This window comes from Streptomyces katrae, assembly GCF_000717655.1.
GTDB classification, from domain to species: Bacteria; Actinomycetota; Actinomycetes; order Streptomycetales; family Streptomycetaceae; genus Streptomyces; species Streptomyces katrae_B.
Map to the genome: position 1 here is coordinate 1 of NZ_JNZY01000033.1, position 14196 is coordinate 14196.

At 71.4% G+C, this 14196-nt stretch carries 11 protein-coding genes and 3 pseudogenes; 9 read left to right on the forward strand and 5 right to left on the reverse strand.

Annotated elements, in window-relative coordinates; all coding sequences use genetic code 11:
• Together IF09_RS0130330 and IF09_RS43655 are read right to left on the reverse strand one after the other, a co-directional pair.
• Positions 1–606: pseudogene (locus tag IF09_RS0130330) on the reverse strand (hypothetical protein); the annotation flags it as partial.
• Between the two features lie 611 nt (positions 607–1217).
• Positions 1218–2300 carry an urease accessory protein UreD gene (locus tag IF09_RS43655; protein WP_324606877.1) on the reverse strand — a complete coding sequence of 361 codons (1083 nt, stop codon included), beginning with the start codon at positions 2298–2300 and terminating at the stop codon, positions 1218–1220.
• Positions 2301–2949: 649 nt separating this feature from the next.
• Here IF09_RS43655 and IF09_RS45020 point away from each other — a divergent pair.
• From IF09_RS45020 to IF09_RS0130360, 5 genes are read left to right on the forward strand one after another with little or no spacing between them, the layout of a single operon-like run.
• Positions 2950–3060, forward strand: coding sequence for a keywimysin-related RiPP (locus IF09_RS45020; protein ID WP_106975170.1), 111 nt, complete (start codon positions 2950–2952; stop codon positions 3058–3060).
• A 27-nt stretch (positions 3061–3087) separates the two neighbouring features.
• Positions 3088–4953, forward strand: coding sequence for a lasso peptide isopeptide bond-forming cyclase (locus IF09_RS0130345; RefSeq protein ID WP_037636388.1), 1866 nt, complete (start codon positions 3088–3090; stop codon positions 4951–4953).
• A 56-nt stretch (positions 4954–5009) separates the two neighbouring features.
• Positions 5010–5264, forward strand: a complete 255-nt coding sequence (locus IF09_RS0130350; RefSeq protein WP_030301136.1) for a lasso peptide biosynthesis PqqD family chaperone — start codon at positions 5010–5012, stop codon at positions 5262–5264.
• Positions 5261–5695 (forward strand): lasso peptide biosynthesis B2 protein, encoded by a 435-nt coding sequence (locus IF09_RS0130355; RefSeq protein WP_030301138.1) that lies wholly within the window; start codon positions 5261–5263, stop codon positions 5693–5695. Before IF09_RS0130350 ends, IF09_RS0130355 begins: the two co-directional genes overlap by 4 nt.
• 53 nt (positions 5696–5748) lie before the next feature.
• A complete protein-coding gene (locus IF09_RS0130360) occupies positions 5749–7545 on the forward strand; it encodes an ABC transporter ATP-binding protein (protein ID WP_078613549.1) in 1797 nt (598 codons plus the stop codon).
• A 467-nt stretch (positions 7546–8012) separates the two neighbouring features.
• Here IF09_RS0130360 and IF09_RS43660 read toward each other — a convergent pair.
• A pseudogene (locus tag IF09_RS43660) lies at positions 8013–8282 on the reverse strand (helix-turn-helix domain-containing protein); the annotation flags it as partial.
• A 354-nt stretch (positions 8283–8636) separates the two neighbouring features.
• On the opposite strand from IF09_RS43660, the gene panD reads away from it, so the two are divergent.
• The 3 genes from panD to IF09_RS0130380 are packed head-to-tail and all read left to right on the forward strand — an operon-like array spanning position 8637 to position 10050.
• The gene (gene panD / locus IF09_RS0130370) at positions 8637–9056 is read left to right on the forward strand and encodes an aspartate 1-decarboxylase (protein WP_030301145.1); all 420 of its coding nucleotides are present in this window, start codon (positions 8637–8639) and stop codon (positions 9054–9056) included.
• A gap of 14 nt (positions 9057–9070) precedes the next feature.
• Positions 9071–9424, forward strand: a complete 354-nt coding sequence (locus tag IF09_RS0130375) for a GNAT family N-acetyltransferase (protein WP_030301147.1) — start codon at positions 9071–9073, stop codon at positions 9422–9424.
• Positions 9418–10050, forward strand: a complete 633-nt coding sequence (locus IF09_RS0130380; protein WP_030301149.1) for an aspartate/glutamate racemase family protein — start codon at positions 9418–9420, stop codon at positions 10048–10050. The genes IF09_RS0130375 and IF09_RS0130380 overlap by 7 nt, the downstream gene beginning before the upstream one ends.
• Before the next feature lie 310 nt (positions 10051–10360).
• Here the strand turns inward: IF09_RS0130380 and gndA are convergent, their stop codons facing one another.
• Entirely contained in the window at positions 10361–11803 is a 1443-nt protein-coding gene (gndA, locus tag IF09_RS0130385; protein WP_030301151.1) for an NADP-dependent phosphogluconate dehydrogenase, read from the reverse strand.
• Positions 11804–11988: 185 nt separating this feature from the next.
• Here gndA and IF09_RS0130390 point away from each other — a divergent pair, with 185 nt between their 5' ends.
• Positions 11989–13254, forward strand: coding sequence for a transglycosylase family protein (locus tag IF09_RS0130390; protein WP_030301152.1), 1266 nt, complete (start codon positions 11989–11991; stop codon positions 13252–13254).
• Between the two features lie 102 nt (positions 13255–13356).
• On the opposite strand, the pseudogene IF09_RS46445 reads toward IF09_RS0130390, so the two are convergent.
• Positions 13357–14148, reverse strand: a pseudogene (locus tag IF09_RS46445) (DMT family transporter); the annotation flags it as partial.
• Positions 14149–14196 lie beyond the last annotated feature (48 nt).

Below are 14196 nucleotides of genomic sequence, written 5' to 3' on the forward strand. Positions count from 1 at the left end.
GGCGACGTATTCGGAGTAGCGGTCGCGGTCGGGGCCGTGGACGTACACGACCTGGACGCGGTTGCCGGTGCTGCCGTCACCGTCGCACTGGACGGTCTGGCCGGCGGGCCCGGCGGCCACGGCCTGGCCGCTGCCGCCGGCGGGCGCCGGGGCCTTCGACGCCGGGGCCTTGGCGGTGGCGGCGTCGGCGGCGGGCGCGTCCTGAGGACGCCCGCCGCCTCCGGCGGCAGCTGCTTCGCCGGACTCCGGGCGGGCCGGATCGGCCGCCACGGCCTTCGTCTTGACCGCAGGGGCGACGTCGGCCTTGATGTCGACGTCCTTCGGCGGGGCGTCGGGGCCGTGGCTGCAGAGCCCGGCTTCCGTGCGGTAGACGCCGACGCACTTGTCGCCCTTCGGCGCGGCCTTGAGGCCGTCGAAGACCATGCCGCGCGCGGTGTCGTTGGCGGGCGCGTCTGCGATGGGCGCCGGCTCCGCGTCGCGGACTGGTGCGGCGGCCGGTACGAGGGTGTCCGCGGCTGCGTCGGCCTGAGTGGTGGTCCCCGCCTGGGCGTTGTCGCCCAGTCCGGAGTAGGCGATGCCCCCCGCTATCACTGCCGCCGATGCCATGGCGGCGGTGAGGAGTATCAACCGGCGGGGCTTGCGCCGGTGTTCACGTCTCTTTCGACGGTTACCCGTCATGCGCACCTCAAATCCTTGGTCGGAGGAGTGGGTGCACGAAACCCTGCCAGACGGGCGAGGTGGAGAATTCGGACAAACGGGAATGGGCTTTGAGGTATCTGACCGTTACCTTGGCGGTCAAATTTGATGAACCGTCAACTCTGTTTAGCAGCAAGCTAGTTATGCGTGTAGACCAAGAAAGGTCCAGGCTTTTTCGATGGCGTCGTTATGGAATCGAGATAATCGATGAGGCTTGTTGACGGCAATTCAGTCAGTGATTCACCTATTTCCTACCGGCCGAATTCCTCCTGTTACGAGCAGTGAGGAATCCCTCCGCTCCGCCTGAGGATGACGACTCGGTGATGCGGAGGCCTTGATGCGTGACGGGTCCAGTCGCCGGCGGGTTGTGCAGCCTCGGCCCGAACTGAACTCCTATGCACGGACTTTCGTCTCGTATCCCGTCGCACTCACGCCCCCTGCAGGGGCGATCGGCACACACCGGGCCCGTGTGTCACCGGTGGACCCTTCCGCCTCCTCGCCATCCTGGCCCGGGTTGGCCGTCATCGACTGGACGGCGTGCGGGTGCGGTTCGCCGGTATGCCGGGAGGTGCCTCTGCGGGAGGGCCTTCTGCGAGGGTGTGGTCCGCCGTGGCAGGGCGTCGATGGGTGCTGTGGACCGTGTTCATGAGGTGGCGCAGGCGGAGGCCGTCTGGGGCGACGGTGGTGACGAGTGCGGCAGGCCCTGCCAGTGGGGTGAGGATGGCTTGGCCGTCTTCCGGCGCGTCCCTGAGCACCTGGATCTTGGGTGGCTTGTTCTCGAAGGCGGGATCGACGCTGAGGATTTGTCCGGTCGCTCGGTGGTGGCCCAGGACGGCAGGCCCGTCCCAGCCTGGTGCGCCTGGGCCGTATTCGGCTTCCTGGTCAAGGAGTACGTGTTCTCCGTGTCGGACGGTGAGCCGGGTAACCACGTGGCCCGGAAGTTCACCGGTGCGTCCGAGTACCTGCTCTTCGCCCAGGAGGAGCCGTGCGGTGGGAGCGAGATCGATGGTCCACGGCTGGTGAAGGTTGCTGCCGGCTGCGCAGATCAGCGGCTTGGGCAGCCAGTGGAGCTCCGCGTGCTCTTCCACGGTCAGGTGCACGTCGTAGGTGGCGTGTGCCGTGGTGGGCCCTTTGAGGGCGAGGGTTGCGGGGGTCGAGGCGATGTGGAGCTGCGAGTGATGCTGGGCGATGGCTTCGATGCGGAGCCGGTCGCCGCCGAGGGGGGCGCTCATCGCGCCGACGATGCATACGCGGGCCTCGGTGCCGCGGGAACGAAGGCGCCGGAGTTCGAAGGGGCCATCGCCGTCGAGGACGGGCAGGGTGGTGTCCGGGCTGTGTCCTACGGATCCTGACCCCGTGGCACGGCAGCAGTGGCTGGGCTTCCCTGGCCTCCCGGTCCGCGCCGGAAACGCTCGACCGCTGGTCCGACGGCTCACCATGGACATGCGCGGCTTCCTTCGCGCCCTGCGAACGGTTGGCGGTCGGCGGGTACTCGGCGGTGGGCAGGCGGACGGCGGCCAACGGGGTGCCGGAGTCCAGTGCGATGCGCACTCGGTGTACGACGCCGGCTGTCTGTACGGCCGTGGCTGACGCCGCCTCCGCATGGGCAGCCTGAAGCCGGTGACTGGATGGTGCCTCTCGGATGTCCACTCGCATCACCAGAGGCGAGCGGTGGTCAGCTGTCGCTGCGGTAGAGGTTTCGCGGACCGACGTCACGCGCGGCCTCGAATCGACCAACGAGGGCCCTTCGGGGCCGTCGAAGAATCTGCCCTCGGGAGCAGGCGTAATCTGCTTCGCCACCGGGGCGCCCAGCCGGTGCTCCAGGCCGGTCCACCTCACCTCTTCATCTGGCGCGAGCGAGGGAGGAACGGCCATGGCCAACGCTGAACTCCCCGGCCCCGGCTCCCAGTAGCCGACGACTCCCGGCTACGCCGACGCGGAGGGGAGTGCGTGGGGGAGTGTCGCGCGCCCCCTGGGTGATCGCCGCGCGCTGGTGGAACCCTCGGCTGAGCCGAGGGTGGCTGAGAGGGATGCATGGGGTTGGAAAGGTTTCTCCTGGCCAGAAAGTGCTTGCGTCAATGCTGTTCAAGCTGCAACCGCGATCGTCCGATGCGTCGGAATGGCCATCCAGCGCAAAGCATTTCGTACCGTATGATTTATGCGCGTTCGGTTGCTATGTGCCGGTGACGTGCAGCTAGCTTGGGCCGTATGCCGCCGCGGATGCGGTGGCGGAGGCCGACATGAGGAGACGTCATGAAGAAGGCGTACGAAGCTCCGACGCTCGCGCGACTGGGTTCCTTCAGGAAGAAGACCGGGCTGCTGGGTCGCTCCGGCAATGACCGCCTGGTCCTCAGCAAGAACTGACGGTCGACGGCTCGTCGATCCGAAGCCATGACTGAATCGCACGAAAGTGCGGCTCCGGGCCCCGGCGACGCGAACTTCGCGGTCTTTCCCGACCGCGAGGACGCAGCCGCCGTGGCCCGGCGCTTCGCCCGCCCCGGCCTGCGCACGCTGTCCCACCCGTCGGGTCGGCCCTGGCTGGTCGGCCACTGGCACGACGACGAAATCGTCACCGCCCGCGCCGGCTCCACCGCCCTCACCCTCATCGGCTGCTGCCCGCTCGACGCCTCCGGGCTGCAGCGCCACGCCGCAAAAGTGCAGGACGTCACGCAGCTCGACGCGCTGGCCCGCGCGCTGCCCGGCAGCTTCCACCTGGCGGCCGCTCTCGACGGGCGGCTCAGGGTGCAGGGCACCGCGTCCGGACTGCGGCTGGTGTTCCACGCGCACATCGACGGCGTCGCAGTCGCCGCCACCCGCGCCGACGTACTCGCCGCCGGGCTCGGCCGCGAACCGGACGAGGAGCGGCTGGCCGTCCGACTGCTCTGGCCGGTGCCCCACCCCCTCGGCGAGGAACCGATGTGGCGCGGCATCACCGCTGTGCCTCCGCAGGATGCTCTGATCGTGGCCGCCGACGGGCGTACGGTACGACACTCGCGCTGGTGGTCACCGCCGGAGCCCGTACGGACACTCGCGGACGGAGCGCCGCAGGTCCGCGAGGCCCTCACCGAGGCCGTCGATGCCCGCACCCGCAAGGGCGGCGTGGTCAGCTGCGACCTGTCCGGCGGACTCGACTCCACTTCGATCTGTTTCCTCGCCGACCGCTCGCCGGCCCGTGTGGTGGCCAGTACCTGGCCCGGGCGCGACCCCGCCGACACCGATCTGCAGTGGGCCGAGCAGGCCGTCGGCTTCCTCCCGGACGTCGAGCACGTGGTGTGGGATGCCGATGCCTCCCCGCTCGTCTACGACGACCTGCTGTCCATCGACGACCTGCTCGACGAACCCACCATCGGCGTCATGGACCGCTCCAGGGTCCTGCACCACCTGCCGGGCATGGCAGAGCGGGGCAGCCGCCTGCATCTGACGGGCATCGGCGGCGACCACGTGGCCTGGTGCTCCGAGGCGTACTACCACCGCCTGCTGCGCACCCGCCCGCTCACCGCCGTGCGCCAGCTGCGCGGCTTCCGAGCCCTCTGGCAATGGCCGCTCAGCGGCACGGTCCGTGCGCTGGCCGACTCGCGTCCCTACGGGGCGTGGCTGGCGGACGCCGCCGGCCGGCTGCGTGATCCGCAGCCCGCCACCGTCAGCACCAGCCTCGCGTGGGGCATGCCGCCGCGCCTCTTCGACTGGGTCACCCCCGACGCGGAGCGTGCGGCGAGTCGGGCACTGCGCGAGGCCGCCCGGGGCGTGTCCCCGCACCACCCGGACCGTGGCCTGCACTCCGACCTGGAACAGATCCGCTCCGGCACGCGCATCATCCGGCAGTGGGACCGGATGGCGGCCCGTGCCGGCGTACCGATGGCCTCGCCCTTCCTCGACGACCGTGTCATCGAGGCGTGCCTCGCGGTCCGCCCCCACGAACGGGTCACACCCTGGGCGTACAAGCCCCTCCTGACCGCCGCCATGCACGGCATCGTGCCCGAGCCGTGTCTGCGGCGGACCAACAAGGCTGCGGCCTCCATGGACGCGGCAGACGGCCTGCGCGCGCACCGGGCCGATCTCATGGCGCTCTGGGAGGACTCCCGGCTCGAACGGCTCGGCTTGGTGGACGGCGACGTGCTGCGCCGCCTTGCCCAACGGCCGTCCACGCCCGGGCTGCGCGACGCCATCCTTTACTCCACGATCGCCTGCGAGGTATGGCTGCGCGGCCTTCCGCCCGTGAAGAAGTCCGGGGCGGAGCCGGCGGCGGCCCCGCTGTAGTCCGCGCGGTCTTAGACCAGGCCCTCGACCAGGCCCTCGACAGAACGGAACACACCATGCCCCTGCGTTTCGGCGCCGACGTCTCCACGGCCGACACCGACTACGGCACGGTCCTTCTCGACGAACGCAACGGCCAGTACTGGGAGCTGAACCCCACCGGCACCCTGGTGGTCCAGACCCTGATGGGGGGCGGCGACGAGGCGGCCGCAGCAGATGCGCTCGTCGCGGAGTTCGACATCGACCGCTCGCAGGCGGAGCAGGACATCGCCGCCCTCGTCACCGAACTGCGTGCCTCGGGGCTGGCCGTATGACCACGCCGAGCGCCCTGGAGCGGCCGCCCGGAGTGCCCTTCGCCCGGCGCACGGCCGCGCGGCTGGTCCTGCTGCCCGCCATCGTCCTGTCGCTGCTGCCGCCGCGCCGCATTCGTGCCGTGCTGGGCGTCCTCCGGCGCGGTGCCCGGCCCGCCGCCGCCGCCGAGGCCAAGGGGGCCCGGGACGCGATGTGCGCGGTCAGCCTGCGCTGTGCCGGGCCGCGTGGCTGCCTGCCCCGGTCGCTGGGCGCCGCACTGCTGTGCCGGCTGACGGGCAGCTGGCCGACGTGGTGCACCGGGGTACGAGTCGTGCCCCCCTTCACCGCGCACGCCTGGATCGAGGCCGAGGGCCGCCCTGTCGACGAGGGGGTGCCGGACGACTACTTCACCCGGCTGATGGCGGTCGCCCCGGTGAGTCGACCGGCTCGGTGACCGAGCCTGCGCAGGGGCCACGCGAGCCCTCGGTGTGGGGCGCGGTCGCGACCATGTACGGTCTCACCGCCGGGCACCGGGCCGCCGCCGTCACGGCCGCCGTGCTCACGCTGGTCGGTTCGGCCCTCGGACTGGCCCAGCCGCTCGTCGCCAAGAACGCCGTGGACGCGAGCGGACACGGACGGGCACTCGGGCCGCTCCTCGCGCTGCTGGCGGTGCTGTTCGTCGCCGAAGCCGCGACAGGGGCGGTGGGACGCTTCGTACTGGAGCGCATGGGTGAAGGCGTCGTGCGCCAGCTGCGCCACGGCCTGGTGGCGCGGCTGTTGCGGCTGGAGATGAAGGAGCACGGACGGCACCGGGGCGGCGATCTGATCTCCCGCGTCACCGCCGACACCACCCTGCTCAGGGAGGTGGTGTCCCAGGCGCTGGTCGATCTGGTGACGGGGGCTCTCGTCGCGGCGGGAGCGGTCGCGCTGATGGTGTGGATCGACCCGCTGCTGCTGCTCTTGGTCGCCTTGACCGTGGCCGCCGCCGCCGCGGTCGTGGCCTCGCTGCTGAAGGGCATCCGGGCGGCTTCCGAACGGATGCAGAGTTCCGTCGGGGCGATCGCAGCCGATCTGGAACGCGCCCTCGGCGCCTTGCCGATGGTCCGCGTGCACCGTGCCGAGGGCCGCGAGGCGGCGCGTATCGGTGAGCGCGTCGAATCGGCGTACAGCGCGGGCGTGCAGACCGCGAAACTGGCGTCGGTGATGAGTCCAGCGGTCGAACTCGCCGTCCAGGGATCCTTCCTGCTCGTGCTGGTCATCGGCGGTCTGCGGGTGAACGGGCACGACACCTCGCTCGGCGACCTGGTCGCCTTCCTGCTCTACGCGTCCTACCTGGTGCTGCCGCTGTCGTCGGTGTTCCGCGCCGTCGGGCTGATGCAGCGGGGGATGGGTGCCTACCAGCGGATCGAGCACGTGCTGGACCTGCCCGTGGAACCCGCGGAACCCGCGGAGCAGGCCACTCCGGCCGTTGGCGCCCGCACGCTCCCGCAGTCGCCGTACACGGGGCAGGCCGGGACGCCGCCGGCGCTGGCCCTGCGTGACGTCCACTTCGGGTACGACCCGGACCGGCCAGTGCTGCACGGCGTCTCGTTCGCCGTCCCGCACCGCAGGCAGGTCGCCCTCGTCGGCCGGTCGGGCACGGGCAAGAGCACGATCTTCGCGCTGGCCGCCAGATTCTACGAACCGGACTCCGGAACCCTGCTGTTCGGCGGACGGCCCGCAGTAGAGCTGAGCCGCAGCGAGTGCCGGGCCCGCATCGCCGTCGTCGACCAGAGCACCCATGTCGTCCATGGCACCCTCCGGGACAACATCACGTACGCCGTACCCGACGCCGACGAGGCCGAAGTCCGGCGCGTGGTCGAACTCGCCAGGCTGGATGGGGTGGTCAGGCGGCTGCCTGGCGGCCTGTCTGGAGTCCTCGGTGAGCGCGGGAGCACGCTGTCGGCCGGAGAACGGCAACGGGTCGCCCTGGCCAGGGCACTCCTCGCCCGACCGGCCCTCCTGCTGCTCGACGAGCCGACGTCCCACCTGGACGCGATCAACGAGAACGCCCTCGCCAAGGTGATGCGGGACGTCGCCGGGGAATGCGCCCTTCTGGTGATCGCGCACCGGCTGTCCACGGTCCAGCACGCCGACCGGATCATCGTGCTGGACAACGGCCGCAGCGTCGCCGCAGGCTGCCACGGGGAACTGCTTGCCACCAGCCCCTCGTACCGGGCGCTGGCCACGGGCCAGATGCTCCGCCCCGCAGGCTCCCCGGGCGCTGCGCCGAAAGCCCCGCCGGGCACGCGCCCCAGCCCCTGAGCTTGGGGCTCGCAGCCGTCTGGTCGCACCGCGGGTAGATCCGCAGTACCCGCAGCCTGGTGCAGTCGTCGATCGCGGTGAACCGGTAGTACTTGGCCCGGCGAGGGGTCTTGGGGGGCTATACCGGTGACCGGAGCCGGGCTCTGCGACGCGGCCGGGGCGCCGATGGGCTCGATGAACTTGACGTCGATCTGGACGCGGTTGCCAGGGAGCTGCTTCTCGTAGCGGATGTGGCGCCGGTCGTGGCGCTTGTAGCGCTGAGGCGGGCAGCCGGTGAAGGCCCAGCCGTTTGAGGATGCGGTGAACGGCGGAACAGGCGATGCCGATGTTGTGGTCCGCTTGAGGTACATCCTGATCTTCATCGGGCCGAAGTGGTAGTTCCCCGAAGGCGGACAATCTTGTTCACGATGTCTGGCGTCGGTGGCGTTTGGGCTGTGGTGCGGCGCGCTGGAGCGGTCGCGCAGCCCTTCGACGCCTTCCTCCTGGTAGCGCCGCTGCCACTTGTAGAAGCAGTTGCGGCTGATCCCGTAGTACCGACAGGTCAGTGAGACATTCCCGGTGACTTCCTCGGCGTGTCGCAGGACCGCCAGACGTCGCTGGGCCTGGCGGTCCTGCTGCTGTTGCGGCGAAGGGGGGCATGGTAGATCTCCGTCACGGTCGGAGACCCATGTGTAACCAACGTCTGGCAGTTTTATATCTGGCCGGTGGAGGTGCTGACTGTGGAAACTGCTTGTCACGGCCTTCTGCAAGGCTTAGTTCGCGCGCGCTCGGCCGGTCTATGGAGGTGCGCGGCCCGGCTCCCGGTCGACCGCCTTCGCTCCGGGTGGCCGCCAGACCGCCAGAGAGAGGATGATCAGGGGCTCCCCTCAGAGGCGCTGCGCAGGCTTGTGTAGTCGCCTCAGCGGGTCTAGGTAAACGGACGGAGCTCTCTGGACCCACCCGATGGTGTGTCGGAGAAGTCAGCGAGTGGTCAGCATGAGTCCTGAAAGACCTGAGGACAGCTGACCGAACATGCGAATCGTTGTAGGCTCCGGAGACCGCCCTTGACCTGCGTGAAGCAGGCAGGGAGCTGACATATCGGGAGTATTCGCATGCTTCGTACCATGTTCAAGTCCAAGATCCACCGTGCCACGGTCACCCAGGCCGACCTGCACTACGTCGGGTCCGTGACCATCGATGCCGATCTGCTCGATGCGGCGGATCTGCTGCCCGGGGAGCTCGTCCACATCGTGGACATCACCAACGGGGCGCGGCTGGAGACGTACGTCATCGAGGGCGAGCGCGGTTCCGGGGTCATCGGGATCAACGGAGCCGCCGCGCACCTCGTGCACCCCGGGGACCTCGTCATCCTGATCAGCTACGCACAGGTCGAGGACGCCGAGGCGCGGGTGTTGAAGCCCCGCGTCGTGCACGTCGACGCGGACAACCGCATCGTCGAACTGGGCGCGGACCCGTCCGCCCCGGTGCCGGGAACGGACCAGGAGCGCAGCCCCCACGCGGTGGCTGTCTGAGGGAGTCGGGGACCATGTCGCAGACCGGGACCATCGAGTTCAAGGACGATCGCAAGGCCGGACGGCTGCTCGCCGTCGAGGACGGGGAGGTCGTCGGCCTCATCGCGTACTTCGTGCTCGATGCGGCGCCCCACGCCCTGGTGGCGGTGCACACCATCGTCGAGCCGGGGCACGAGGGGCGGGGTATCGCCGGGGACCTGGTGAAGGGGTTCTACGGGATCGCCGCCGCCGAGGGGGTGCCGGTGGTTCCGCTGTGCCCGTACGCGGCGAGCTGGGCCGCCCGCCACCCCGACCGGGCGCCCGAGGCGCCGGCCGGTCTCGTCGCGGCGGCGAAGGCGCAGCTCGACGCGAGCCCCGACCTCTGGTGACGAGCCTGACGCTGCTGCACACCTCACCGGTCCACGTGCCGGTCTTCGACGCCCTGCGGGACCGGGAGCACCCCGGTGCCGTGCTGCGTCACCTCGTGGTGCCGGAGCTGCTGGACCGGGCCCGTACGCAGGGCCCGGACGCGGTGGCTCCGGACCTGCGGGCCCTGCTGGCCGGCTCCGACGGCCCGGTCCTCGTCACCTGCTCGAGCATCGGCGGCGTCGCGGAGTCCCTGGCCCCCGAGCTGGGGGTCCCGGTGCTCCGCGTCGACCGCCCGATGGCCGCCGAGGCCGTCCGCACGGGCCCGCGCATCGTGGTCCTGGCCACCGTGGAGTCGACGCTGGCCCCGACGGCCGCCCTCGTGGCGGAGGAGGCCGAGCGCGCCGGCCGCCCGGTGTCGGTCCGTACGCACCTGGTCGCCGGAGCCTGGGACCGCTTCGCGGCCGGGGACACCGCCGGCTCCCTCGACCTCGTGGCCGAGGCGGCCGACGCCGTCACGGACGCGGACGTCATCGTTCTGGCCCAGGCCTCGATGGCCGGCGCGGGAGCCCTGACCACGACGCCCACGCCGACCCTCTCGAGCCCGGCCCCGGGCCTCGCGGCGGCGCTCCTCGCGCAGCCCGGGTGATCCGAGAGGCCGCCGGGCGTACCGGGCAGGATCCGGGGAAGGTGGGTCATATGGTGCGAAACGAAGAACAGACGCAGCCGCCCGTCCCCGGGCCGGATCCTGTGCCGCCCACGCCCGAGCCGCATCCCTTCCCCGACCCCGAGCCCATCCCGCGGCCGGTGCCGCCGGTACCCGCGCCGGTGCCCGAGCCCGATCCGGTACCTCCGCCGCCCGGGCCCGCGCCGATCCCGCAGCCCGGGCCGCTCAGCCGGGACCGGGCGCGGGGCCAGGTGGCCCGGAGCTGGGCCGTCCGGAGCCGGGCCGTACGCAGCTAGGCCGTACGGACCTCCGAGCGGTCGCCGCTCCAGAGGGTGTGGAACGAGCCCTCGCGGTCGGTGCGCCGGTAGGTGTGCGCCCCGAAGAAGTCCCGCTGCCCCTGGGTGAGGGCCGCCGGGAGCCGCTCCGCGCGCAGCGCGTCGTAGTACGCCAGTGAGGCCGCGAACGCCGGAGCCGGGATGCCGTGGCGCACCGCCGCCGCAAGGACCTCCCGCCAGTCGTCCTGCGCCGCGCCGATCTCCTGCGCGAAGCCCGCGTCCGCCAGCAGGCTCGGCAGGTCCGGCTGCGCGTCGTAGGCCGTGCGGATCCGGTCCAGGAACGCCGCCCGGATGATGCAGCCGCCCCGCCACAGCGAGGCCACCGCGCCCGGGTCCACGCCCCAGCCGTACTCCTCGCTGCCCGCCAGGATCTGGTGGAAGCCCTGGGTGTACGAAACGATCTTCGAGGCGTAGAGGGCCTGCTCCACCCGGGCGGCGAACGCGTCCGCCGCCTCCGCCGACAGCGGCGCCGCCGCCGGGCCCGCGAGCCCTCGGGCGGCCGTACGCAGCTCCGCGTGGCCCGACACCGAACGGGCGAAGACCGCCTCAGCGATACCCGACACCGGCACGCCCAGGTCCAGCGCGATCTGCACGGTCCAGCGGCCGGTGCCCTTCTGCTCGGCCGCGTCCGCCACGACGTCGACGAACGGCTGCCCGGTCCCGGCGTCCGTGTGGGCCAGCACCTCCGCCGTGATCTCGATCAGGTACGAGTCCAGCCGGCCCCGGTTCCACTCCCGGAAGGTCTCCGCGATCTTCGCGGGGGAGTAGCCGGCGACCTCGCGCAGCAGGTGGTAGGCCTCGGCGATGAGCTGCATGTCGGCGTACTCGATGCCGTTGTGCACCATCTTGACGAAGTGTCCGGCGCCGTCGGGGCCGACGTGCGAGACGCACGGCGTACCGTCCTTGGCCTTCGCCGAGATCTTCTCCAGCATCGGACCGAGGGACGCGTACGACTCGGCCGAGCCGCCCGGCATGATGCTCGGGCCGAGCAGCGCACCCTCCTCGCCGCCCGAGATGCCCGCACCCACGAAGTGGATGCCCTGCTCGCGCAGCTCCTTCTCGCGCCGCCGGGTGTCCTCGAAGTGCGCGTTGCCGCCGTCGATGACGATGTCACCCGGCTCCAGCAGCGGGGCGAACTCGCGGATCACCGCATCCGTCGGATCCCCGGCCTTCACCATGATGATCAGACGGCGCGGCCGCTCCAGCGCGTCCACGAATTCCTTGGCGGACCCGGCGGCGACGAAGCTCCCCTCGTGCCCGAACTCCTCCACCAGTGCGGTGGTCTTCGCGGCCGTGCGGTTGTGGACGGCGACGGTGTAGCCGTTGCGGGCGAAGTTCCGGGCGAGGTTGCTTCCCATCACCGCGAGCCCGGTGACGCCGATCTGGGCCGTGCTGCTCATGCGTGCGCTCCTGAGTGCTTCGATGTGCGGGTGGAAGCGACGCTACATGGGCAGAGATGCCCGGAGATCTCGCGCCGTGCGAAAGAATGTCAACTTCCTTGGAAGTGAGCCCTGTTGCGCCCCTTGTCATGCTCTGATCGCGCCGTTAGGTTGTGCGGTTCCTGATGTCTTCAATGGGGGCTCCCATGGGTGTACGGGGTCGGCACCGCCGGTACCAGCCGAGCAGCATCAACCGCGCCTCGCTCGTCGTCACCGCCGGTGGCGCCGGGCTTGCACTCCCTCTGATCAGTGCCGGAAGCGCCCACGCCGCCTCGGTGGACACCTGGAACAAGGTCGCCGACTGCGAGTCCACCAGCAGCTGGCACATCAACACCGGCAACGGCTACTACGGCGGACTCCAGTTCAGCCAGAGCACTTGGCGCGCCTTCGGCGGCACCGCGTACGCCGCCCGCGCCGACCAGGCCACCAAGGACCAGCAGATCGCCGTCGCCGAGAAGGTCCTCAAGGGACAGGGCCCGCAGGCCTGGCCGGTCTGCGGGAAGCAGGCCGGCCTCTCGCGCAGCGGCCCGGCGCCCGCCGTCTCCCCGCAGGGCCAGGGCCAGGGCGTGAAGGTCCAGGTCAAGGTCCAGGAGGCGAAGCCCGCCGTCCCGCAGACCAGCACCCCCCGCCCGACCGGGACTTCGGTGCTGCCCAACCCGTACGTCGTCGCGCCCGGCGACTCCCTCTCGGCGATCGCCACGAGCCAGCACGTCGAGGGCGGCTGGCAGGCGCTGTACGAGACCAACCGGGCCACCGTGGGCAGCAACCCGAACCTGATCTTCCCCGGTCAGCGGCTCACCCTGCGCATCACCGCCGCTCCCGCCCCGCCCACGGCCCCGCCCGCGCAGAACCCCGAGAAGCCGCCGCGGACGGCCGAGCCGGTCAAGCCCGTGGAGCCGAACGCGCAGAAGCCGGCGGAGAAGCCCGCAGAAAAACCGGCGGAGAAGCCTGCCGCGAAGCCCGCCGAAAAACCTGCCCCCGCCTCAGTGCAGCAGAAGCCCGCCCCGGGCGGCTTCGTCGCCCCCGTGGACGCCGCCGTCGGCACCTCGTACCACGTCGCGGGTTCCTCCTGGTCCAGCGGCTACCACACGGGCGTCGACTTCCCGGTGGCCACCGGGACCTCCGTCAAGGCCGTCGGCCCCGGCGACGTGGTCTCCGCCGGCTGGGCCGGTGCGTACGGATACCAGGTCGTCATCCGGCACGCCGACGGCCGGTACTCCCAGTACGCGCACCTGTCGGCGCTCGGGGTCAAGGCCGGGCAGCAGGTCTCGGGCGGCCAGCGGATCGGCCGCTCCGGCTCCACCGGCAACACCAGCGGACCGCACCTCCACTTCGAGATGCGCACGTCCCCCGGCTACGGCTCCGACATCGACCCGCTGAAGTACCTCCGCGGCCGCGGCGTCGGCATCTGACCCCCGTGCGTGCGGCGGAACGACCATGAGCAGGATCAGGCCGGCCACCGCCAGCACGGCACTCGCCAGTGCCGCCGCCGTGCCCGCGGCCCCGTACCGGAAGCCCTCATCGAACACGGAGATGCCCACAGCGGCCGCGACCACCGGGTTCACCACGGTCACCGTCGCCAGCGGCGCGGTCAGCCCCGCGCCCCGGTAGGCCGCCTGCGACAGCAGCAGTCCGCCGGACGCCAGGACGGCGATCGCCGCCAGGTCGGGCCACAGCGGGCCGAGCTCGCCCCCCGGGGAGAAGCCCTCGGCCACCGCCTTGGTGAACACGGATGCCATGCCGAAGGCCGTACCCGCCGCGGCCGCCAGCAGCACGCTGCGCAACACCGGCCGGTGCATCCGGTGCGCCGCCACGAAGAGCGCGGCCACCCCGGCCCCGGTGACGATCAGCAGCAGGCTCCGCTCCCCGCCCGCCAGGGGCTGCTCCGTATCCCCGTCCCCGCCCGTCAGCGCCAGCAGTCCGGCCAGCCCCACCGTGGCCAGCACCGCGCCCCGCCAGGCCGCCGCACCCGCCCGCCGGTGTACGAGGACCGCCGCCATCGGCAGCGCGAAGACGATGGTCAGCGCGCCGAGCGGCTGCACCAGGCTCAGCGGTCCGTACGCGAGGGCCACCACGTGCAGCAGCGCGCCCAGGCCGTTCAGCCCGACCGCGCACCACCAGCCGGCCCGGCGCAGCGGCGCGTACGGGCGGTCCGGGGTGCTCGCCGCGACCTGTTCCTGGACGATCGCGCCGCCCGCGTACGCGACGGCGGACACCAGGCAGAGCAGGACCGACAGCGCTAGGGCACTCATGAATGCCACAATGCCCGACCTGAGCTGCCTATTCCTCCCCCTACAGGCGGTCATCGGTCATACCTCGGGCATACTCCGAAAGGAGTACATGCCCCCTCGGGT

Bases quoted from the DNA above. Each gene is read 5' to 3' on its own strand.
- IF09_RS45020 (WP_106975170.1), top strand. From the start codon at position 2,950: ATGAAGAAGGCGTACGAAGCTCCGACGCTCGCGCGACTGGGTTCCTTC.
- IF09_RS0130350 (WP_030301136.1), top strand. From the start codon at position 5,010: ATGCCCCTGCGTTTCGGCGCCGACGTCTCCACGGCCGACACCGACTAC.
- IF09_RS0130345 (WP_037636388.1), top strand. From the start codon at position 3,088: ATGACTGAATCGCACGAAAGTGCGGCTCCGGGCCCCGGCGACGCGAAC.
- IF09_RS0130355 (WP_030301138.1), top strand. From the start codon at position 5,261: ATGACCACGCCGAGCGCCCTGGAGCGGCCGCCCGGAGTGCCCTTCGCC.
- panD (WP_030301145.1), top strand. From the start codon at position 8,637: ATGCTTCGTACCATGTTCAAGTCCAAGATCCACCGTGCCACGGTCACC.
- IF09_RS0130360 (WP_078613549.1), top strand. From the start codon at position 5,749: ATGTACGGTCTCACCGCCGGGCACCGGGCCGCCGCCGTCACGGCCGCC.
- IF09_RS0130390 (WP_030301152.1), top strand. From the start codon at position 11,989: ATGGGTGTACGGGGTCGGCACCGCCGGTACCAGCCGAGCAGCATCAAC.
- IF09_RS0130375 (WP_030301147.1), top strand. From the start codon at position 9,071: ATGTCGCAGACCGGGACCATCGAGTTCAAGGACGATCGCAAGGCCGGA.
- IF09_RS43655 (WP_324606877.1), bottom strand. From the start codon at position 2,300: ATGCGGAGGCGGCGTCAGCCACGGCCGTACAGACAGCCGGCGTCGTAC.
- gndA (WP_030301151.1), bottom strand. From the start codon at position 11,803: ATGAGCAGCACGGCCCAGATCGGCGTCACCGGGCTCGCGGTGATGGGA.